Here is a 19,934-nt window from a genome sequence, read left to right on the forward strand (position 1 = left end):
AACGTTAGACAAATCTAGTAACGCTTGGATTGAAAATACTGGCTCGGGTTATTATGCGGCGACTCGATGACTTCCTCGTAATTTCCGCCTGTATATGCCTCGATCACCTTTCTCCAGAAAGCCTGGGCTGGAAAATTAATGCTCACCTGCGTCACCTTCCAGCGCCCCTGGAAGTGCTCGAACAGCCGGGTTGCAGCCCATGTGCCGAGCCGGCTTCGCCGGTATTTCTGCATGATGAAAAATTCCGTCATATAATAATCCGCTTTCGGATCATCCGTCACCCGCTCTATCAGAGCGAATCCCGCGGGTCTGCCGTCATATTTAATCAAGAACGGAAATTTTCTGTCCCGCTTTTTCCAGAATTCATCCAAATCCGGATAGGGCGGAAACAATCCTTTATCATTCACGGAAATATCCAAATATTTGGTAAAGTCATACAGGTACAGCTGCATCAAATTTTCGATTACGGCTTGCTTCCTTCTTGGGACCAGTTCGATCCCTTTCCGCTCCGATTGGATGGATATCACGCTGCCGCCTCCCAAGCATTTTGTTATGTATTATGTGCCGACTGCCATGCATATCCATCTTATGCGATGAACGGCATTTCAATCAAGGATGCAATGCAATCGTAAATCACATTAGCGCGCGGCAGGAGGTTATGAGACTAGGAATTTTCCATATGTTACACTAGAACGTATAATCGTATAATAGGAATCAACACAACAATGATTCAAAATCGAGGTGGCTCATATGAATATACAAAAAGATATGGACCGGGCGAAGCTGGATGAAAAATCTCCAACCATGCCCTGGTATGTACAGCAATTCATCGACTACAAGCTGCCGGACCTGTCCCCCTCAACCCTGCTTGAATACGTGCGGGACTATGAAACCTTCTTCAATTGGCTGCGTTCGGAAGGTTTATCGGAAGCCGCTTCCAATGCCGAGGTGACCTTGGCCGAGCTGGAACGTCTGCGAATGGACAGCATTACGGGTTATCGGCTGTACCTTACCACGCGCAGGGAAGGGGCCAATTCCAGAATTACCGTATCCCGCAAGCTTTCCTCCCTGCGGTCTCTGTTTCATTACCTAAGTCAGATTGCCGAGGATGAGGATTTCTATCCGCTGCTGAAGCGCAACATCATGGCCAAGGTGGAAATTAAACGCATTCATAAGCCAAAGGATACGGCCGCCAAGCTGAAGGGCAAAATTCTCGAGGAGGAAGAGCTCCAGGACTTTATCACGTATATTCACGAAGGTTATGGTCAGGATGTCGCGAACAACAAGCAAGCGCTCTACGCCCATGAACAGAATAAGGTCAGGGACGCATGCATTGCCAGCTTGATCCTGAACTCGGGACTTCGCGTGTCCGAGGTCGTCAATTTGAATTTGTCGGATATCGATCTGAGCAACAAGCTGCTCCATGTGTTCCGCAAAGGCAACAATGACGAGACCTTTAAAACGCCCGTCTACTTCCGGGCGCAGGCCAAGGACGATCTGGAATGCTACCTGCAGCTCCGGCAATCGCGATATAAGGTGCCCAAGAAGGAAAAAGCGCTGTTCGTCGCGCTCCGCAACGGGCAGCAGGAAGGCCAGCGGATGACCAAGCGTGCGATTCAGGCCATGATCATCAAATACGCCAAACGCTTTGGCAAGCCTTCCCTGACGGTTCATAAGCTGCGGCATTCCTTTGCTACCGACTATTATTTGCAAAATGATATTTACAAGACCAAGGAGCAGCTTGGCCATGCTTCAACGGAGACGACGGAAGTATACGCCCATCTGACGGACAAAACGATGTCCGAGGCCATTGAACGCCGCTCCGGTGAATTGTAAAATACGGGCGATCAGCACAGCTTCATTATCATTGCAGCGATCTGCGAAGTATCGTCCCAGGTTAGAACAGGAACCGTCTGCCGCTGCCGGATCTCCGGCAGAACGGACGGTTCTTTCAGCACGGCCGGGCGAACGATGACGGCTTGTACCGCCACCGTCTCATCCAGCAGTGCCAAGTCATCCGCATTCCGAAGCAGCACCAGCTTCGGGTAACCCTCTCGCTTATACCCCTCGATCAGAACCAGATCGAAATCGTCATAGCTGGCCAGCAGGTCTTCCAGTTTCGCCTCGGACTCCTTCATGATAGCGGTTCTGCCAGGCGAAGCGATCGCTACCCCTTCCGCTCCCGCTTCGCGGAACCGAAAGGTATCCGTCCCTTTATGATCGATGTCAAAGCCGTGGCTGTCATGCTTAATCACCGCGACCCGTAATCCCTGCTCCTTCAGGAGCGGCAGCAGGGCGGCAATCAGCGTTGTCTTTCCGCTGTTTTTATACCCGCATATTTGAACAACGTTCATGTCCATGCCCCCGGAAGCACAAGAACCTGCACGGCTTGTCCCTTCGCAGCACCCTTCAGCTCCGGCGGAATGACGATCAAACAATCGCTGTCCTTTATCGTGATCATCACGCTCGATTCATCCAGCAGCGCCGGTGTCGCTATCAGCTTCCCGCCCTGCACCTCGAGCCGTCCCCGGACAAACCGGGTGAAGTTGTTCACCTTGGCATAGTCGGCTCCAAGCTCAGCCGTCCATTCCTTCAAGTAAAACTGCTCCATGCCAAGCATTTTTCGAATTGCTGGCCGGACGAACAGCAGGAATCCGACGTAACACGCGCCCGGATTGCCGGAGAGGGCAAACAACAGCTTTCCGTCTTTCACCGCAGCGGTTGTCACGCTTCCTGGCCTCATCGTCACCTTGTTAAACAGCATCTCCATACTGCCGGAGGTCACAAGCTCCCCCATAATGTCGTAATCGCCGACAGAGACGCCGCCTGTCGTTACGACGAGATCATATTCGGCCAGCGCTTCCTCGACCCTCTGCTTCGCGAGCTCGATGCGATCCGGAATCGCCTCCATGATCACCGGCACCCCGCCAGCCTCCCTGATTTGCGAAGCCAGCATATACGTGTTGCTGTTGCGGATTTTGCCGGGCTCCAGCGGCGATTCGATATCCAGCAGCTCCGTCCCTGTAGAGAAAATTCCGACAACGGGCTTGCGGTATACCTTAACCTGGTGAAGTCCAAAAGTAGCCAAGACCGAGATTTCCCCGGGGCCGATCTTCGTTCCCTTGCGCAGGATGAGATCGCCTTCCTGCAGCTCGAAGCCCATTGGGGTAATATTTTTGCCTGGGGCAAGCGGCCGCTTGATCCCGACCATTGTCTCGGAACCCTCGTGCCGAATCTCCGTCGCTTCCAGCATCACAACGGCATCCGCTCCTTCGGGTACCTGAGCGCCTGTCATGATTCGCGAAGCGGTACCGGATTCAATCGGAATGGAAGATACGTATCCGCATGGAATTTCATCTACCACTTTCAGCCAGACGGTCTCTCCAAGCTCACACCGGCTCGTATCCGCCGAACGGATCGCATACCCGTCCATCCCCGACCGGGCAAACGCCGGGAACGGATGCGGGGCGATCATATCGGCAGCCAGCACGCGCCCGTCGCTTTCCTGAAGCCGGATATGTTCCGTCAATCCTGTAGCTGCATAGGAGACCGCTAGCTCTTGGGCATCCGCCACTTGCATTGGCCGGCGCTTGAATTTACGACGATGGCTCAAGTCGTCTATCGCGTTATGCTCCGACATGTAAAAAACCTCGCTTTCCTGTTAGCTTGCAAACGAACTTCTCCATTCAGTTATAACGCGAACCACGTATCCGTGGCAAACAACGAAACCGTGAACGACGGAAGGTGCAGCTAATCGGTGTTTCGATATCCGAAAAACCTGAGCAGGTTTTCCTAAATCTGAACCGGACAGTCATCTCATTCTGACAAGGCAGCATATCACGATCAGTGACGAAAAAAAAGCGCACGGACAACCTGCCGTACGCTTTCTTTATTTATTCATCTTCGGCCCCGCCTGTATATCTTGCCCGAGCCGGTTCGCGTTTTCGGTTTTTTGTAGGATCGTTTAGGAGAGTCGAACAAACCGCCTCCCCGCTCGCCTCGCTCAATCGAACCTCGGGTGCCCCCGTTGTCCGGAGTTCGCTGAAACAAGCCGCCTCCCGTCCCGACCTTGTCCTGACCCCTGCGGGTAATCTTCCCGCTGCGGTCAACCGTAAGCGGAGGCGCTGCCTTCTTGTCCTGACTCGTCGGCTTGCGGTAATTGCCTTCCCTCGGTTTATACACGTCTTTGCTCGTATACCCGCGGTAGCTCCCGCCGCCGAACGTATCAAACAAATTGCCGATCAGGACCGCCGTTAAGTAGCCCTGTAGAAAGCTTGAATCATAATTACGCTGCACATATTCCTTGGAATCGATTTCAATCAGCGTATCCTCAGGCTTTTGCGGATCCTGCTGCAGATGGTAATACTCATCCCCGTAGACGAGAAACATTCGCTCATTGTCAACGGGTGAAGACTGGTCCGGCGTGCCTGCGGACATAAGCTCGTCAGCAACCTCCGGTACGCTCTTATCCGCCGCACGGTACACGTAGGATGTCGCGTTCCCATCCCGGTTCACGGATTCGAGCGGATACGTATCCGTAACATTCGGCGCTCCGCATCCGCTGAGCAAGGATACGAACAGGCTGACCACCAGCAGCACCTTGATCGTTAAAAAAGAGCGTTCCTTCATGTCACCACTCCCTACGTCGCCCGGATGACTCGTACATCCCCCGGGATCACTTTCTCTCCTTCATACAGCATAAATCTTCCGTTCTGCCATTCGATTCGCAAGAGCTTGTAGTCATCGGATTGGTATTGCCACACATGCTGCTCACCGCCCTGCATGAAAGGGGTTCGCCCCGCAATGGAGACATGTCCGCCGTATTCCTCCTCCAGATGGAAGACATGATCGTCCAGGTCAATGATGGACGGTACTTCATCCGGAGAGTCAAGGCGTCCGTCAATCGGCGTATATAGCGCGTATTGCACCGTTTCCCGTTCTTCAATGTGCAAATACGCGATACGGGCGCCATCCTGAAGCGTCAGGACAACCGCATTCCGGCCCCGGTTATGTACCCGGCCCGTTACTTCGTACGTTACCAAAGATACTTCGCATATATCCCCCGGCGCCAGCTGCAGCATGCTTTTCTCAGCTTTGGGCGGTTCAGGTTTCGCAAATAAGTTGCTGATTCGTTTCCACACACTCATCTTTCCTGTCTCCAATCTCCATTATGCGTTCTATAAGCAAGCGGTAATGATTAACGCGCCTACCACATGAAGCGAACCTGCAAACAAGCCGTATCCCGTTTTTCCATCACGAGTCCCCTTATCCAGGTTGAGGTTGGCAAAGTGGCGCAGCAGCCTTTCCGTCAAGGCCTCAAGCACGAATAAAATGACAAAAGAAACCACAGATACCATGATCGCCTCAAGCAGATGGTAGGATGTTCCGATGGACACGGACAATATATATCCCTGAGCCGCAAGCTTTAGGACCAATCGGGTCGTTACGGCCATGTTGCCGGCCTTGACCTCTTCCAGATCATTGTACTTCGTAAACAGGGAATCCACGAACATCAGTACGAACAGCAGCAGAGCGCCAACAGCGGTCCAAACCAGAACGCTCAAGATCATCTCAAAATCCATCGCCCAAACCTCCACATGATCATTCATCGATAACGACATCTCGAAAACAAAAACGAAGGAGGAGCCAAGCTGTTTCAAGCTTTAGCTCTTCCTCCCCCGCCTAGTCATTCCAATGTCGTTGCCCGGAATGTGTTATTGCTTATTCTCGTACTGCTTCATCAAAGCGGCGAGCTCATCTTCAACCGCTTTGTCTTTGCCGAGGTTTTCAAACTCTTCATCCAGGGACTTTTCGCGCTGGGACATTTCATTGCTCGCTTCCGCTCTTGCTTCCATTGCCAGCATCTTCTCTTCCATTCGCTTAAGGCCGGCAGCTGCCGTATCGGAGCCAAAGCCGTTCATCGCCTTGTTGATTTCGGTTTGCGCTTTGGCTGCATTGTAACGGGCAACCAGCGTTTCGCGCTTATTCTTCATAGCCGTCAGCTGCTTGCGCATTTCCTCCAGCTTGGAGCGCAGGTTGTCTGCCGCGAGTTTATTCTGATCGTAGCTGGCCTTGTATTCGTCGCGCTTGGCTTCAGCCGCTTTCTTCTCTTCAAGCGCCCGGCGGGCAAGCTCCACGTTCTGGGCCTGGGCGGCCGTATGCGCTTGCTGCGTACGCTTCTCGACAAGAGCTGCCTGCTCTTCGTATAGCGCCTTGAAGCGCTTCTCGATCGCAATCTGAGCGGCGACGGCCTTCTCCGCATCCTCAAGGTCTTCCGTCATATCCCGAATATATTGATCCGTCATTTTGATCGGGTCTTCGGCCTTGTCGATAATGGCGTTAATATTGGACATGGTCAAATCGCGCAATCGTTTAAATATGGACATCTTATTCTTCCTCCCGCTTTTACATTAATAATCGCTGTATGGTTATTATTTACGCCGTCCGCGTCAAAACGTTTCAAAAATTTTTTAGTAACCTCTTTGATATTGCTTCGGAACCTTCTGCTCCCCGCCGAGCGCCTTCGCAGCATGCACGGCCCAATATGGATCTCTCAACATGCCTCTGCCGATCGCAACCAAATCCGCTTTGCCTGACAAAATTACATCTTGGGCGACTTCATAATCATCCAGCAGTCCGACGGCAATGACGGGTACCTTCAGCAATCGCTTGAAATCCGCAGCCAAGTCCACTTGATATCCCGGCGCTGCCTCCGGCCCTCCGCCTGATCCGATCGGGCCCTCGCCGCCTGAGGAAATATGAAAGATGTCCACCCCGGCGTCCTTATATCTCGTGCAAACCTCGGCGCAGTATTCCACGTCATAGCCTCCGTCGACATACTCCTTCGCGGACACGCGCATGATGACCGGCATGCCTTCCGGAACCACTTCCTTCACAGCCTGAACGACCCGTTCGCCGAACAGGGGAAGATCTTGTCCATATTCATCGCTTCGCTGATTGGTCAGCGGGGAATGGAATTGGTGAATTAAATAGCCGTGGGCTCCATGAATCTCAATGGTGTCGAATCCGGCTTCAACCGCCCGGCGGGCCGCGTCCTTAAACGCCTGGATCAGCTCTTCGATCTCGGAGGCCGACAGCGCCTTCGGTATTTTATATTGGGAGCTGAACGCGATGGCCGACGGTGCTACCGACGGCTCCGCATCCTGCGCTTTTCTTCCGGCATGGCCGAGCTGAATGCCGATCTTCGTGCCGTAGGAATGCACGGCTTCAACGAGCCGGCGATAGGCGGGAATATGTTCATCGCTCCAAATGCCTGTATCCTGGTTCGTTATACGTCCGTCAGGATGGACCCCTGTCATCTCAACAATGATCAGGCCGGTACCGCCTACGGCGCGGCTGACATAGTGGACGAAATGCCAGTCGTTCGGGATTCCGTCCTCCGCTTTCACGGAATATTGACACATCGGTGGCATCACGATCCGGTTCTTAAGCGTCAAATTTTTAAAGTTATAGGGTGTAAATAAGTCTGCCAATCGAATATCTCCCTTCCGAATCCAAGTATGTGATGAACACTCAACCGTTATTATACACCTTTTTCGCCCAAAAACTAAAAAGGGGCCTCGAAAGGCCTGCATGGATAAAGTTCAAGGTGGTTGGGAATACCATACAGAAAATGCTATAGGGGGCTGATCGAGATGTTCAACCGAATTCATGCAGGGTTTCGCATCCTTGGGATGATGATTTGCATCCTGCTCGCCATGCCGGCTCTCCCTGGACATGCCGCGGCTTTGAACGGACTGACTTCGCAGCCGGATGAAACTTCCTCCGTCATGTCCGAATCCCGCACATCCATCGAAGACCATGCGAAACGCGCTGGCGGCGGTTCAAGAGAACCCCTGTCGCTAAGCCAATTAATGAAAAAATACCCGGATACCTTCCGGACCAGCGGGCCCCGCGTAAAAAAAATCGCCTTGACGTTCGATGACGTCCCCGATCCCAGATTTACCGGAAAAGTGCTGGATGTTCTGAAGGAACATCATGTTAAAGCTACTTTCTTTGCCGTCGGCGAGCGGGCCAAGAAACATCCGGGTCTGGTCAAACGCATGCATCAAGAAGGGCATGCCATCGGGAACCATTCCTATAACCATGCACAGCTTAACAAGCTGAGCCTCCATAAATTCAAGGATCAGATCGAGCGGACCAATCAAGTCATCAAATCAATTACAGGAATCGAGCCAAGGCTTATCCGTCCGCCATATGGCGAGATTAACGAGGAGCAGCTCCAATGGGCCCGGAAGAACGGCTTCAAAGTCGTAAACTGGAACGTAGATTCATTGGATTGGAAGGGTCTTGGGAAGGATGAGGTCATGAGCAATATTCTATCCACGGTCGGGCCGGGCTCGATCGTTCTGCAGCACGCAGGGGGCGGAGTCGGCTCCGATCTGACCGGAACGATCGAGGCGCTCCCCGGTATCATTAAAGAGCTCCGAAACAAGGGGTATACCTTCGTCACCCTCCCGGAAATGCTCGGATTGCCTGAGAGCTTCAAGCATTAGAAAGCCTCTAGTATCGCAATGCTTCCGCTCTGGTTCGCAAGCGACAAGCATAGAACAGTTCAAGAGACACTTGGAATCATGGACACCAGCCTGCCACGATTTCCGAGCGCCCTATCGCATAAAAAGGCGGCGCTGCAGAGATCTCCCTGCAGCGCCGCCTTTTTCATGTTCATTTACAATCCCCTATTCAACGGGTTAAACCTCTATTCGATAATGTACAATTTGATATCCTGAATGCCGAATTTGCTGACGAAAGACTGCGAGCCTGGAATAAAGATATCAATCTTGTTTCCTTTAATGGCTCCGCCGATATCGCGCGCTTCCGCGACAAAAGCTTTTTTCGGAAGCCCCGGATGCTCATGTCCGGTGACGAGCACCTTCGTGCCGAGCGGGATGACCTTCGGGTCAACGGCGATCGTACCGATCTCCAGCTTGTTGCCGAAGTAATCCACCGCTCCCCATCCGCCGTTCTCGCTGGCTGCTGCGGAGTATGCGGTAGCCTTTACGGACAAGGTCTTGCTGTAGTTGAAGGTCTTGCCCCAAGCTTCGACGATGTTTTTCTCATGGAATACGTTCAGGGTTGGCGAGAACCCTGTCACCGGAGCTGCCGAAGCAACCGATTTAGCGGATACGGTGCCCGGAATTTTGATCTTGAGGCCCGGGTAGATATTCGTCGCTTTGATGGTCGGATTCGCGTTCATCAGCTTGTCCAGCTTCACGCCGTACTGCTTCGACAGGAAGTAGAAGGTATCTCCTTGCTTAGCGACATGAACAGAGCTTGCATGGGCTTGGAGCATACCACCGCTGAATGTCAGTCCAATCGCCAGTGCGGTCATGGTGAACCACTTTGCCGTTTTTCCGGCGAATCGGGTAATCTTATCATGTTGTGCTTTTTTAAATGGTCGTTGTTTCAATGGTGTCATATGTCGATGCCTCCTATGTATGAATCAAGCATTTTTCGATGGTTAATCTGACGGAACTGAATATATCACAATTTTGTAACCAATAGCGCATGCAATTGTTACCAACAGGCACAAAAAAACAGCGTCAATACCTCAATAATTCAGGTATGACGCTGTTATCGAAATTTTCGATTCATTAAAAAAAGTTACAAAACCTTGCTTAGAAACTCCTTTGTGCGCGGATGGGAAGGCTGGCCGAACAATTCCTCCGGCGTTCCCTCTTCGATGATTTTTCCGCCGTCCATGAATAAAATCCGATCGCCGACTTCGCGTGCAAAGCCCATCTCATGCGTGACGATGACCATGGTCATCCCGCCCTCTGCCAGCTTCTTCATGACCTCAAGCACCTCGCCGACCATTTCCGGATCAAGCGCTGAGGTCGGCTCATCGAACAACATGACATGCGGCTGCATGGCGAGTGCCCTTGCGATCGCGATCCGCTGCTTCTGTCCGCCGGACAGCTGGGCAGGATATGCCTTTTTCTTGTCCAGCAGTCCCACAGATTTTAGAAGCTCGTCGGCGGTAGCTTCAGCTTCTTTGGCGGAGACGCCCTTTACTTGCATTGGAGCCAGCGTGATGTTTTGCAGCACTGTTTTGTGCGGAAACAGATTGAACTGCTGGAATACCATGCCCATTTTTTCGCGGGTTGCGTTAATATTGTGGTTCTTGGCCGTAATCAGCTCGCCCTCGAACGAAATCTCGCCGCTGGTCGGCATCTCCAGGAGATTCAGACAGCGAAGGAACGTGCTTTTGCCGGAGCCGCTGGGACCGATGACCACGACGACCTCCCCTTTTGCAATTTCAACGTCGATGCCTTTTAAAATTTCCAGCTTGCCAAACGATTTATGAAGTCCCTTAACGGTTATCACTTGCACTCAACTTCCTTTCCCAGACACCCAGAAGCTTCGAAAGAACGAATGTCAGTATAAAGTAAATCAATGCGGCAACAAGCAGCGGATTCAGTGCGGCATACGTCATCCCGCGCAAAATCTGAGCCTGGTACATGATATCGAATACCCCGATGAACGAGACAATGGACGATTCCTTGATAATGACCACGAACTCGTTGCCGATCGCCGGGAGTACCCCTTTCAATGCCTGCGGCAGAATGATATGACGCATTGCCTTGCCCTTGGTCATCCCGAGCGAACGGGCCGCTTCCAGCTGTCCGCGGTCGACGCCTTGAATACCTGCCCGGAAAATTTCGGCCAAGTACGCCGCACTGTTCAGCGACAGCGTCAAAATCCCGGACTGAATCGGCGTAAATTTGATGTCAAACGCGGCGAGGCTGTAATGGATAATAAACAGCTGAACGAGCATCGGCGTGCCGCGCATAATTTCAATATAAGCTGTAGCTAAGAACTTCAGGATGCCGACGCCGGACATGCGCAGCAGCGCGATCACGAGACCGAGAATAAATCCGAAGAATACGCCGAGAGCCGATATGAGCAGCGTAAATTGAATGCCTTGCGCATAATAATCCCGGTACTTCCAGAAAAATTCGAAGGTATTGAGGTTCTCCTTCGTTCGTCCGGCGGCAAGATCACTGGCTTCGTCAACGAACTTCTGGATCTGGTTATTCTCTTTCAGGCGTTTGAGCGTTGCGTTAATGCTGTCCAGAAGCTCTTGGTTGCCTTTGCGGACGCCGATGGCATACTCGTCATTCTCTGTCGTCGGCTTAGCATCCGTAATCGCCATCGTTTCGACATTCATGTTCGTAAAGGCGATCGGATACTCCGCCAAGACGACGTCGACGCGTTCACTGTCCAGTTGGAGCATCAGATCCGGTATTTTATCCAGGGAGACGACCTGGGCATTCGGAATCTCTTTCGCGATCGTTTCCTGGATCGAGCTCTTCTGAACGCCGATTCGTGCGCCTGCCAGGCTCTCAACGGTGTTGTATTTCTGCTCGTCTCCCTTGCGGACAACGACCGACTGCTCGGCAGCATAATACGGATCGGAAAAATCGATGCTCTTGCGCCGTTCCTCCGTCGGGTTCATGCCCGAGATCACGAAATCGACCCGGCCGCTTGTCAGCTCCGGCAGCAGCGCATCAAAGGACGTATCCTTGATGATGAGCTCTGAGCCAAGATCCTTGGCGATTTCCTTCGCGATTTCGATATCAAATCCGACGATGGTATCTACGCCGTCGATCGTTTTGTGGAATTCATAAGGCGCATAGTCGGCACTGGTGCCGAGAATGATGGTCTTCTTCTCGCCCTCTGCATGCACGATGCTTCCGAAAGCAAGCACAACCGCCATGCACAGGGTCATCCAAGCTATAAATTTACGTTTCATTTGAGTGCTTTCTCCCCTAACTGATCCAATTCATAATTCCCTTCCTTAAACCTGCGACTGAGACATTATAAAACACGATGCATGAATATGCAATGAAAATTCATGGATTTTTCCATAGCTGCTATGTTTTCAAACGCGCTTCATACCGCAAAATTATCATACAACGGTTAATATGTAATTTAGGCTGGTACATATACCATTAAAGATATTGTGCTAACATAAATCATTTTTGAGACAAGCAGCACAGGCAGAACATTTATTTAATTCCATATATTCACAGATAAATTAGAGCAGGACGATGATTTAGTTTCTGAAAACTGTTTTCTTGTCAAGCAGCAAGGACTAGTTCTTGAGTCATGTCCTGAATCATCAGCACAACGATCCTGCATCCGCTCGTTTAACGCACGGTCTCTTAAGCATCAGTATCTTGATGCATAATCTGCCCTGGCGTGCTTCATCTTATAATCGTTCGATCGGTAAGCCGCTTCGCATGAAGGGTGGATCCGCATGTTGGACGAGCACCGCATGGGTGCTTGAGCTTCTTGACAGCAGCACCGGGATGCAGCAGCACCGGCACAGCCGCGCTTTCCTACTTTGTTTCATTTTATTGGTCGAATGGTTATTTAATAGCTAAATTCAAGGAGGTGTAGCCATGCTGTTAGAAGCGCTGTATCACGTTCCAAGGGATAAATGGGCTTATGCCTATGATCCTCATACCATCCATTTAAGGGTGCGAACCAAGAAAAACGATATCGATTCGGTTGTGGCCATGACCGGAGACAAATACGATTGGGACCGGACGTACTTCGAAATCACCATGGAGAAGTCCGCCTCCGACGATATGTTTGATTATTACGAATGTCACGTCAAACCTAAGTATAAACGATTATCCTACGGCTTCCGCATTCATGCCGGCGATGAAACGGTTTATATGGTCGACAGCGGCATCGGCTGGGATTATCCTCATCCCCCGGCTGGTTATTTCGAGTTCCCTTACATACATGAAATCGATGTATTCAAGGTACCGGAATGGGCGAAGGAAGCGGTATTTTACCAAATTATGACCGAACGCTTCGCCAACGGGGATCCCGGCAATGACCCGGAAGGAACGGAGCCTTGGGGAGGCCAGCCGAAGGTTGACAATTTTTTTGGCGGCGATCTGCAGGGGGTGCTGGATCATCTGGATGATCTCGTTCACCTCGGAGTCAATGCGATTTACTTCACCCCGCTCTTCCGCTCCCCTTCCAATCATAAATACGATACCGTTGATTACAAACAAGTTGATCCGCATTTCGGGGATAATGAGCTGCTTAAAAAGGTCGTCGACACCTGCCATGCCAAGGGGATCCGTGTCATGCTTGATGCGGTGTTCAACCATTGCAGCGACCAATTCCCGCCGTTTCAGGACGTGCTGAAGAATGGCGAAAAATCCAGATATGCAGAGTGGTTTCATGTGAATGATTTCCCGTGTGAAATCCGGGACGGCATACCGACTTATGACACCTTCGGATTTTTCGGCAATATGCCTAAGTTCAATACCGCTAACCCCGAGGTGAAGGCGTATCTGCTCGATGTGGCGGAATATTGGATCAAGGAGATCAAGCTGGACGGCTGGCGCCTGGATGTGGCCAACGAAATTGATCATCATTTCTGGAGAGATTTCAGACAGGTGGTAAAAAAGGCCAACCCGGATGCCTACATCGTAGGCGAGGTATGGTCCGACTCCCTGCTGTGGCTGATCGGGGATCAGTTCGATTCCGTCATGAATTATCCGTTTGCCGACAAGGTGCTTGAGTTCTTCAACGGACAAATGGACGGCCTTACCTTCGCGAACCGGATCGGAGCGCTGCTGATGAGGTACCCTCAGCAAACGAACGAAGTCGTCTTCAACCTGCTCTGCAGTCACGACACGCCGAGGCTGCTAACCCGCGTAGGCGGGGATACACGCCGGATGAAGCTGACGGTGGCATTTTTGTTCACGTTCATGGGAACGCCTTGCATCTTCTATGGGGACGAGATCGGTTTGACCGGAGACGGGGATCCGGACTGCCGCAAATGCATGGAGTGGGATCCGGACAAGCAGGACCGGGATCTGTATGAGTTCTACGGGAGCATGATCGCTCTGCGAAAAAAACACCCCGCCCTGCGGCAAGGACGCTTCCGATTCCTTCAAGCACGGCACCATGACCCGAGCATCGTTTATGAGCGTGCGGATGATAAGATGCACTTCATCATTTGGATGAACAACAGCGACCGTCCGCGTACCCTCTCCCATCCCATCGTCACGACGGATTGGGTGGATGCCTTGACGGAAGAGCCGGTCAAGCCTGAGAAAGGAACCATGCATATCGAGCTTGAGCCGTTCGGATTCCGGATTATACGAAGAAAGCTGAAGAACTAAACTGATCCACCCCATTTTAACAAAAAGAAAGGGACTGAATCGCAGGCAGGTTGCCATCAACCGCCTGTTCATTCAGTCCCTTTCGATTTGCTCGTACAGCCTACTTAACCGGTTATGATCCGCTCATAAATATCCATATACTGCTTGGCCGAAGCGCTCCAGCTGTAATCGCCGCTCAAGGCATTCTTCGTCACTTTGCGCCAGTGCTCCGGCTGACGGTACAAGGATACCGCGCGGCGGATCGTATGCATCATATCATGCGCATTATAATTCTTGAAGGAGAAACCGTTGCCTTCTCCCGTAAACTCGTTATATGACTGGACCGTATCGTTCAACCCGCCCGTTTCCCTAACGATCGGCACGCTGCCGTACCGCATCGCAATCAGCTGGCTGATGCCGCAAGGCTCGAATTTGGAGGGCATAAGAAACAGATCGCTGCCGGCATAAAACCGCCGGGATAACGGCTCGTTGAAGCGGATCTGGGCCGACATTTTGTTCGGATAGCGGTTCGCCGCCTCCCGGAACCAATGCTCATAGGAAGGATCGCCGGTTCCCAGGACGATGAACTGAACCTCGTCGTAATATAAAAGCTCATCAAGGATCCGGATCACCAGATCGAGCCCCTTGGAATCCACGAGGCGGGTCACCATAGATATCATCGGTACATGCGGAGCCACCGGCAGGCCGAGCTCCTGCTGGAGCTCGATTTTATTTTGGGTTTTCTTCTGCAAATCGCTCCGGTACTTGACGGCCAGATGGGGATCGTTTGCCGGATTGTAGCTTTTCGTATCGATCCCGTTCACGATGCCGCTGAGCCGGGCACCTTGTGCCGATAGAAGCCCGTCAAGCCCGTAGCCGTAATATCCGGTTTGGATCTCGGATGCGTAGGTCGGGCTCACCGTGGTTACATGATCGGAATAAATGATCCCGGCTTTCATGAAGTTCAGGTTCCCATAGTATTCCACGCCGTCCGCCGTGAAATAACGGCTGTGAATGCCCAGCAGATCCACAAGCACCTCATAAGGAAACACACCTTGATACAGCAAATTATGGATCGTGAAGACGGTCTTAATGCCCGAGTAAAACGGGTCATGGCGGTAAACGTCCTCGAGTAAGAGCGGGATCATCGCCGTGTGCCAATCATGACAGTGGAGCACATCGGGCTGGTAGTCGATAACCGGCAGCATATCGAGCACCGCCCGGTTGAAATACGCAAACCGTTCGCCATCGTCCATATAACCGTAAATGCCGTCCCGTCCGAAATAATACTCATTGTCGATGAAATAAATCGTGACTCCGTCCTCCACCAAAGACTCGATCCCGCAGTATTGCTGTCTCCAGCCGACCTGTACCCGGGTCTCCCCGAGATGGGTCATGCGTTCCCGGTATTCTGCGGGGATATCCTTGTATTTCGGGAGCACGACCCGAATTTCGGTGCCGAGGCTGCGCAATGCCTTCGGCAGGGCGGCGATGACGTCCGCCAAGCCTCCGGTCTTGATGAATGGTCCGCATTCCGAAGCGGCGTATAATAGCTTCATGCCTGCTCCCCCCTCTTGCTGTTCTTGTTTGTTATTAGCCGTCCGGACGGCTTTACCTTAGCTCCCGCCCTTGCGGTTACCGCAGTGTTGGCTGCTTTAGCTGTTTTAACTGCTTTCGTCTCTTTCGCCTCTTTCGTCTCCTTCATCCTGCGCGTCTTAGGCGGCTTCTTCTTCAAGATCACCATGCCGAGCGGCGGCAGCTTAATCTCCAGGCTTTGCGCCTGCTGATGCCACGCCAGCTTCTCCGTTTTGATCTCTCCGACATTCAGCAGACCCTCTCCTCCGAAATCGGCATGATCCGAGTTAAAGATTTCGATGTACTGCCCCGGACGCGGGGCACCGATGCGGTAGGCTGCATAGGAACGCGGCTGAAAGTTGATGACAACGAGCAGGGTATCGCCCGGCTTCTTCCCTTTTCGCATAAAGGAAATCACGCTTTGACTGTCATCGTCCGCACTCAGCCACTCGAATCCGTGAATGTCATGATCCATTTCCCACAGCGCTTTCTCATTAACGTATAACCGGTTTAAAGCTGCTGTGTAATACATATGCTTGCGATGGCTTTCATAATCCAGCAGCAGCCAATCCAGCTGCTCCTCATCCTTCCATTCGATGAACTGGCCGAACTCGCCGCCCATGAACAGCAGCTTTTTGCCCGGGTGGGTCATGAGATATCCGAGCAAGATCCGGAGTCCGGCAAATTTTTGCTCGTAGCTCCCCGGCATTTTGTTCAGCAGCGATCTTTTGCCATGCACTACCTCATCGTGGGAAAGCGGCAGCGTAAAATTTTCGGAGTAGGTGTACATCATCGGAAAAGTCAGCAAGTTATGCTTCGAAGGCCGCTGATCAAAATCGTGCTCGATGTAGGAGAGGGTATCGTTCATCCAGCCCATGTTCCACTTATAGTTGAAGCCTAGTCCGCCTTCGTGTACGGGGGCGGTGACGCCCGGCCATGCGCTTGATTCCTCCGCCATCATGAGCGCATTCGGGTAATAGTGAAACACCGTTTTGTTCAGCTGCTGCAAAAACGAGATCGCCTCCAGATTTTCCAAGCCCCCTTGCGCATTCATGCTGTACTGGCCTGCGGGCTTTTCGAAATCAAGCCGGATCATGCTTGTCACCGCATCCACGCGCAGCCCGTCGATGTGATACATATCCATCCAGAATAATGCATTGGAAATCAAGTATGAAATGACTTCCGGCTTGGCATAATCGAAAGACAATGTTCCCCATCCGGGCTTCTCCGCTTTCTGAGGGTCCTCGTATTCGTACAGCGGCGTCCCGTCAAATTGGCGAAGACCGTGAGCATCCTTGGCGAAATGGGCCGGCACCCAATCCAGCAGCACGCCGATTCCGGCCTGATGCAGCTTGTCGACCAGATACATGAAATCGTGAGGCGATCCGTACCGGCTGGTCAGCGCGTAAAAGCCGGTGCCTTGGTACCCCCATGAAAGATCATACGGATGCTCTGCAAGCGGCATGAATTCCACATGGGTGTAGCTCATTTCCAGCAAATAAGGGATTAAAAGCTCTGCCATTTCCCGGTATGTATAAAAAGAGCCGTCGTCCTTTTGCCGCCATGTGCCCATATGCATCTCATAGATGTTCAATGGCTTGTTAAACGGGGACTTGCCCCTGCGGCGCCACGCCCCATCATTCCATCGGTAACCGGACAAATCCGTGACCACCGAAGCCGTTGCCGGCCTGACTTCGGCTTGGAAAGCGTAAGGATCGGCCTTCAGGAATGTTTCACCATAAGGGCCCATAAGCTGGTATTTGTAAAATGTTCCAGCTTGCATGCCGGGGAAAAAACGACTCCAAATTCCCGAATCGGGTATCCTATATAACGTGTCTTTGCTGCCGTCCCAACCGTTCCAATCACCGGCAAGCCCGACTTGCTTAGCGTGCGGAGCCCACACGGTAAACCGGACGCCCTCCTCCCCTTCTTCCCGGGTGGGGTGCGCTCCCATGCATCGGTAGCTGTGGAACCAGGTTCCTTCATGAAACAAGTACACTTGTTCCGGAGTCATGTTTCCTTCCCTAATTGCTTGGCTCAATACTCTTCACCTGCTTTGTCATAAAAATCCATAGATTATTAATGCTATTACCCCATTCTAACCATGTTGAAAATAAAAAATGTCCTTGAAAAATAATTTTGTAATTTTCAATTTCACATTTCAATATAATCGTTTCAAACCCCGGAAATGACGTTTATGTATGTACAACGCTCGAAAATACATTGGGAGGGAAACGTGATGAAGAAAAAAGACTGTATTGCTATGCTTTTAGCCGGAGGTGAGGGCAAACGATTGGCTCCTCTGACTTCGAAGCTGGCAAAACCCGCTGTTCCATTTGGCGGCCGCTACCGCATAATCGATTTTCCTCTCAGCAATTGCGCCAATTCCGGTATTGACACTGTCGGAGTTTTGACGCAGTACGAGGCAGAATCGCTGCACGAGCATATCGGAGAAGGCGAGCCTTGGGGCATGGCCCGTACAAACGCAAATGGCATTGCGCTCCTTCCTTCGCACAACACGGAAACTCAGGAATATCTAGGGACTGCAGATGCCATATATAAAAACATACCATTCATTGACGAGCAGGATCCGGAGCATGTGCTGATCTTGTCCGGGGACCACATTTATCAGATGGATTACCGCGAGATGCTGGAGGCCCATAAGCGGCAGGGAGCGCCTGCAACGATCTCTGTGATGGAGGTTCCATGGGAAGAAGCAAGCCGGTTCGGCGTCATGAGTGTGGACGACAATCTGAATATTATCGAATTTGCGGAGAAGCCGGCAAAGCCGAAAAGCAATCTGGCTTCGATGGGAATTTATTTGTTCCGTTGGGACTATCTGAAGCAGCACCTGCTCGAGGATGCCGCCGACCCGAACTCCAGCCATGACTTCGGGAAAGACGTCATCCCTAAAATGCTGTCCGGCCATGAATCCTTGCTGGCCTTCCGTTTCCAGGGCTATTGGCGCGATGTCGGCACGGTCGAAAGCCTGTGGGAAGCCCATATGGATGTGCTGCGCGCCAGCGAACTCGTGCTGGAACGAACCGATTGGCCAATGTACACCCGCCCGTGGATGTCGAAGCCTTCCACGACCCGCACCCGTAATCACGAGTACGCCGACTGCCTTATACACGAGCACTGCTCGTTCGAAGGCAAGGCGAAGAATTCGGTCGTATTCTGCGGCGCGGAAATCGGCAAATATTCCATCGTCAAGGACAGCGTCATTATGCCGAATGCCAGGGTGGGAAAGGGCGTCCATATTGAGCATGCCATCGTTGGCGAAGGAGCCGTAATCAGAGATGGCGCCGTCGTCAAAGGCTCGCCGGGCAACGTCGTGGTTGTCGGCCCTTACGAAACCGTGCTTCCAAAGCCGACGATCCGGACCCAGCCAAGCCGCCTTTTGCAGGATGTATACGAAAAGGGACGGCTGCGGGCCAACGTCTCTTCTTCCTAACATCGTATCGTTCCCATGGACGATAGATGCAGCCAGCCATAATAATCAAAAAGCGATCCGGCCGGATCGCTTTTTTTGATATTAAACATACTTTCGCCGATTTCGCGCAATTGCCCCAGTGCTTTCAGCTCAGCTCAATGCCGCTTCCTGTTTTACCTAAGCATGAAGCCCGTGATCAGACAAATACCTTTTCGTACAAATTCACGATTCGGCCGCCCATATCCTGCTCGGCCACAAATTGAAATCCCTGCCCCACATAGAACTGGTTCAGCCCCGGGAGATGGGACACGCAGTCCAGGCGAAAGCCTGCCCTGCCCTCTGCGCGCAGCTTCTCCTCCGCGAACGACAGCATGCCCGCTCCGAGGGATAATCCCCGGAATTGCGGCCGAACGGTCAATCGATGCAAATAACCGAACGACGGATCATCCCGCTCCCCCCAATACGAGGGATCACCGTATTGAAGGGTGAACATCCCGGCCGCTTCACCATCTTGCCGCAGCAGAAAAACCTCGCGCTCCTTCAAATACTGCTGCATAAGCTCCATCGTGAACAGGGATGGCGTCCATTGCCCAAGCCCCTGCTTCACCATCAGCTCTGCTGTCTCCCGCAGCATAGACAGCATATCGCCGGCGTCCTCCTGCACAGCCATCCCGAGCTGAAAGCTGCCTTTTGCCGTGGTAAAAATCCTCAATGCCTTATTCGACATCCTGTTCTCCCCCGTTCTCATAGTCATCTAAAAAAAGGCTTTG

Annotated in this window: 18 protein-coding genes; 4 read left to right on the forward strand and 14 right to left on the reverse strand. The window is 52.1% G+C overall.

Annotated elements, in window-relative coordinates; all coding sequences use genetic code 11:
* Positions 1–14: 14 nt before the first annotated feature.
* Positions 15–527, reverse strand: a complete 513-nt coding sequence (locus NST44_RS23825) for a GNAT family N-acetyltransferase (protein ID WP_028403501.1) — start codon at positions 525–527, stop codon at positions 15–17.
* 223 nt (positions 528–750) lie between these two features.
* Here NST44_RS23825 and xerS point away from each other — a divergent pair, with 223 nt between their 5' ends.
* Positions 751–1,836, forward strand: coding sequence for a tyrosine recombinase XerS (gene xerS, locus NST44_RS23830; RefSeq protein ID WP_007130035.1), 1,086 nt, complete (start codon positions 751–753; stop codon positions 1,834–1,836).
* Positions 1,837–1,847: 11 nt separating this feature from the next.
* Here xerS and mobB read toward each other — a convergent pair whose 3' ends face one another.
* From mobB to NST44_RS23865, 7 genes are all read right to left on the reverse strand, one after another.
* Positions 1,848–2,354, reverse strand: coding sequence for a molybdopterin-guanine dinucleotide biosynthesis protein B (gene mobB / locus NST44_RS23835; RefSeq protein WP_340900780.1), 507 nt, complete (start codon positions 2,352–2,354; stop codon positions 1,848–1,850).
* Entirely contained in the window at positions 2,351–3,640 is a 1,290-nt protein-coding gene (locus tag NST44_RS23840; RefSeq protein ID WP_340900782.1) for a molybdopterin molybdotransferase MoeA, read from the reverse strand. The genes mobB and NST44_RS23840 overlap by 4 nt, the downstream gene beginning before the upstream one ends.
* Positions 3,641–3,897: 257 nt before the next feature.
* Complete coding sequence (locus NST44_RS23845) at positions 3,898–4,629, reverse strand: DUF4247 domain-containing protein (protein WP_007130032.1); 732 nt, start codon at positions 4,627–4,629, stop codon at positions 3,898–3,900.
* Between the two features lie 11 nt (positions 4,630–4,640).
* Entirely contained in the window at positions 4,641–5,147 is a 507-nt protein-coding gene (locus tag NST44_RS23850; RefSeq protein WP_007130031.1) for a DUF4178 domain-containing protein, read from the reverse strand.
* A 30-nt stretch (positions 5,148–5,177) separates the two neighbouring features.
* Positions 5,178–5,582 (reverse strand): DUF350 domain-containing protein, encoded by a 405-nt coding sequence (locus NST44_RS23855; protein WP_028403504.1) that lies wholly within the window; start codon positions 5,580–5,582, stop codon positions 5,178–5,180.
* Positions 5,583–5,714: 132 nt separating this feature from the next.
* Entirely contained in the window at positions 5,715–6,386 is a 672-nt protein-coding gene (locus NST44_RS23860) for a PspA/IM30 family protein (RefSeq protein WP_007130029.1), read from the reverse strand.
* An 84-nt stretch (positions 6,387–6,470) separates the two neighbouring features.
* Entirely contained in the window at positions 6,471–7,493 is a 1,023-nt protein-coding gene (locus NST44_RS23865; protein ID WP_340900784.1) for an NADH:flavin oxidoreductase/NADH oxidase, read from the reverse strand.
* A 162-nt stretch (positions 7,494–7,655) separates the two neighbouring features.
* On the opposite strand from NST44_RS23865, the gene NST44_RS23870 reads away from it, so the two are divergent.
* Positions 7,656–8,516, forward strand: a complete 861-nt coding sequence (locus NST44_RS23870) for a polysaccharide deacetylase family protein (protein WP_007130027.1) — start codon at positions 7,656–7,658, stop codon at positions 8,514–8,516.
* Between the two features lie 203 nt (positions 8,517–8,719).
* Here NST44_RS23870 and NST44_RS23875 read toward each other — a convergent pair whose 3' ends face one another.
* From NST44_RS23875 to NST44_RS23885, 3 genes are all read right to left on the reverse strand, one after another.
* Positions 8,720–9,439 carry a 3D domain-containing protein gene (locus tag NST44_RS23875; RefSeq protein WP_007130026.1) on the reverse strand — a complete coding sequence of 240 codons (720 nt, stop codon included), beginning with the start codon at positions 9,437–9,439 and terminating at the stop codon, positions 8,720–8,722.
* Between the two features lie 185 nt (positions 9,440–9,624).
* Positions 9,625–10,347 carry an amino acid ABC transporter ATP-binding protein gene (locus NST44_RS23880; protein ID WP_028403508.1) on the reverse strand — a complete coding sequence of 241 codons (723 nt, stop codon included), beginning with the start codon at positions 10,345–10,347 and terminating at the stop codon, positions 9,625–9,627.
* Positions 10,334–11,776 (reverse strand): ABC transporter substrate-binding protein/permease, encoded by a 1,443-nt coding sequence (locus NST44_RS23885; protein WP_340900786.1) that lies wholly within the window; start codon positions 11,774–11,776, stop codon positions 10,334–10,336. The genes NST44_RS23880 and NST44_RS23885 overlap by 14 nt, the downstream gene beginning before the upstream one ends.
* 652 nt (positions 11,777–12,428) lie before the next feature.
* Here NST44_RS23885 and NST44_RS23890 point away from each other — a divergent pair.
* Positions 12,429–14,177 carry an alpha-glycosidase gene (locus tag NST44_RS23890; protein ID WP_210094597.1) on the forward strand — a complete coding sequence of 583 codons (1,749 nt, stop codon included), beginning with the start codon at positions 12,429–12,431 and terminating at the stop codon, positions 14,175–14,177.
* A 104-nt stretch (positions 14,178–14,281) separates the two neighbouring features.
* On the opposite strand, the gene glgA is transcribed toward NST44_RS23890, so the two are convergent.
* Complete coding sequence (gene glgA, locus NST44_RS23895; RefSeq protein ID WP_210094598.1) at positions 14,282–15,715, reverse strand: glycogen synthase GlgA; 1,434 nt, start codon at positions 15,713–15,715, stop codon at positions 14,282–14,284.
* The gene (gene glgB / locus NST44_RS23900) at positions 15,712–17,745 is read right to left on the reverse strand and encodes a 1,4-alpha-glucan branching protein GlgB (RefSeq protein ID WP_232239197.1); all 2,034 of its coding nucleotides are present in this window, start codon (positions 17,743–17,745) and stop codon (positions 15,712–15,714) included. The genes glgA and glgB overlap by 4 nt, the downstream gene beginning before the upstream one ends.
* A gap of 225 nt (positions 17,746–17,970) precedes the next feature.
* Between glgB and NST44_RS23905 the strand changes: the two genes are divergently transcribed.
* Complete coding sequence (locus NST44_RS23905; protein ID WP_028403513.1) at positions 17,971–19,185, forward strand: glucose-1-phosphate adenylyltransferase; 1,215 nt, start codon at positions 17,971–17,973, stop codon at positions 19,183–19,185.
* A gap of 175 nt (positions 19,186–19,360) precedes the next feature.
* Here the strand turns inward: NST44_RS23905 and NST44_RS23910 are convergent, their stop codons facing one another.
* Positions 19,361–19,891, reverse strand: a complete 531-nt coding sequence (locus NST44_RS23910; RefSeq protein ID WP_007130019.1) for a GNAT family N-acetyltransferase — start codon at positions 19,889–19,891, stop codon at positions 19,361–19,363.
* Between the last annotated feature and the right edge of the window lie 43 nt (positions 19,892–19,934).

The organism is Paenibacillus sp. FSL W8-0919, from assembly GCF_038003785.1.
In the GTDB taxonomy this organism is placed as follows: Bacteria; Bacillota; Bacilli; order Paenibacillales; family Paenibacillaceae; genus Paenibacillus_AQ; species Paenibacillus_AQ lactis.

Bases quoted from the DNA above. Each gene is read 5' to 3' on its own strand.
- xerS (WP_007130035.1), top strand. From the start codon at position 751: ATGAATATACAAAAAGATATGGACCGGGCGAAGCTGGATGAAAAATCT.
- mobB (WP_340900780.1), bottom strand. From the start codon at position 2,354: ATGAACGTTGTTCAAATATGCGGGTATAAAAACAGCGGAAAGACAACG.
- NST44_RS23840 (WP_340900782.1), bottom strand. From the start codon at position 3,640: ATGTCGGAGCATAACGCGATAGACGACTTGAGCCATCGTCGTAAATTC.
- NST44_RS23845 (WP_007130032.1), bottom strand. From the start codon at position 4,629: ATGAAGGAACGCTCTTTTTTAACGATCAAGGTGCTGCTGGTGGTCAGC.
- NST44_RS23850 (WP_007130031.1), bottom strand. From the start codon at position 5,147: ATGAGTGTGTGGAAACGAATCAGCAACTTATTTGCGAAACCTGAACCG.
- NST44_RS23855 (WP_028403504.1), bottom strand. From the start codon at position 5,582: ATGGATTTTGAGATGATCTTGAGCGTTCTGGTTTGGACCGCTGTTGGC.
- NST44_RS23860 (WP_007130029.1), bottom strand. From the start codon at position 6,386: ATGTCCATATTTAAACGATTGCGCGATTTGACCATGTCCAATATTAAC.
- NST44_RS23870 (WP_007130027.1), top strand. From the start codon at position 7,656: ATGTTCAACCGAATTCATGCAGGGTTTCGCATCCTTGGGATGATGATT.
- NST44_RS23875 (WP_007130026.1), bottom strand. From the start codon at position 9,439: ATGACACCATTGAAACAACGACCATTTAAAAAAGCACAACATGATAAG.
- NST44_RS23885 (WP_340900786.1), bottom strand. From the start codon at position 11,776: ATGAAACGTAAATTTATAGCTTGGATGACCCTGTGCATGGCGGTTGTG.
- NST44_RS23890 (WP_210094597.1), top strand. From the start codon at position 12,429: ATGCTGTTAGAAGCGCTGTATCACGTTCCAAGGGATAAATGGGCTTAT.
- glgA (WP_210094598.1), bottom strand. From the start codon at position 15,715: ATGAAGCTATTATACGCCGCTTCGGAATGCGGACCATTCATCAAGACC.
- glgB (WP_232239197.1), bottom strand. From the start codon at position 17,745: ATGACTCCGGAACAAGTGTACTTGTTTCATGAAGGAACCTGGTTCCAC.
- NST44_RS23905 (WP_028403513.1), top strand. From the start codon at position 17,971: ATGAAGAAAAAAGACTGTATTGCTATGCTTTTAGCCGGAGGTGAGGGC.
- NST44_RS23910 (WP_007130019.1), bottom strand. From the start codon at position 19,891: ATGTCGAATAAGGCATTGAGGATTTTTACCACGGCAAAAGGCAGCTTT.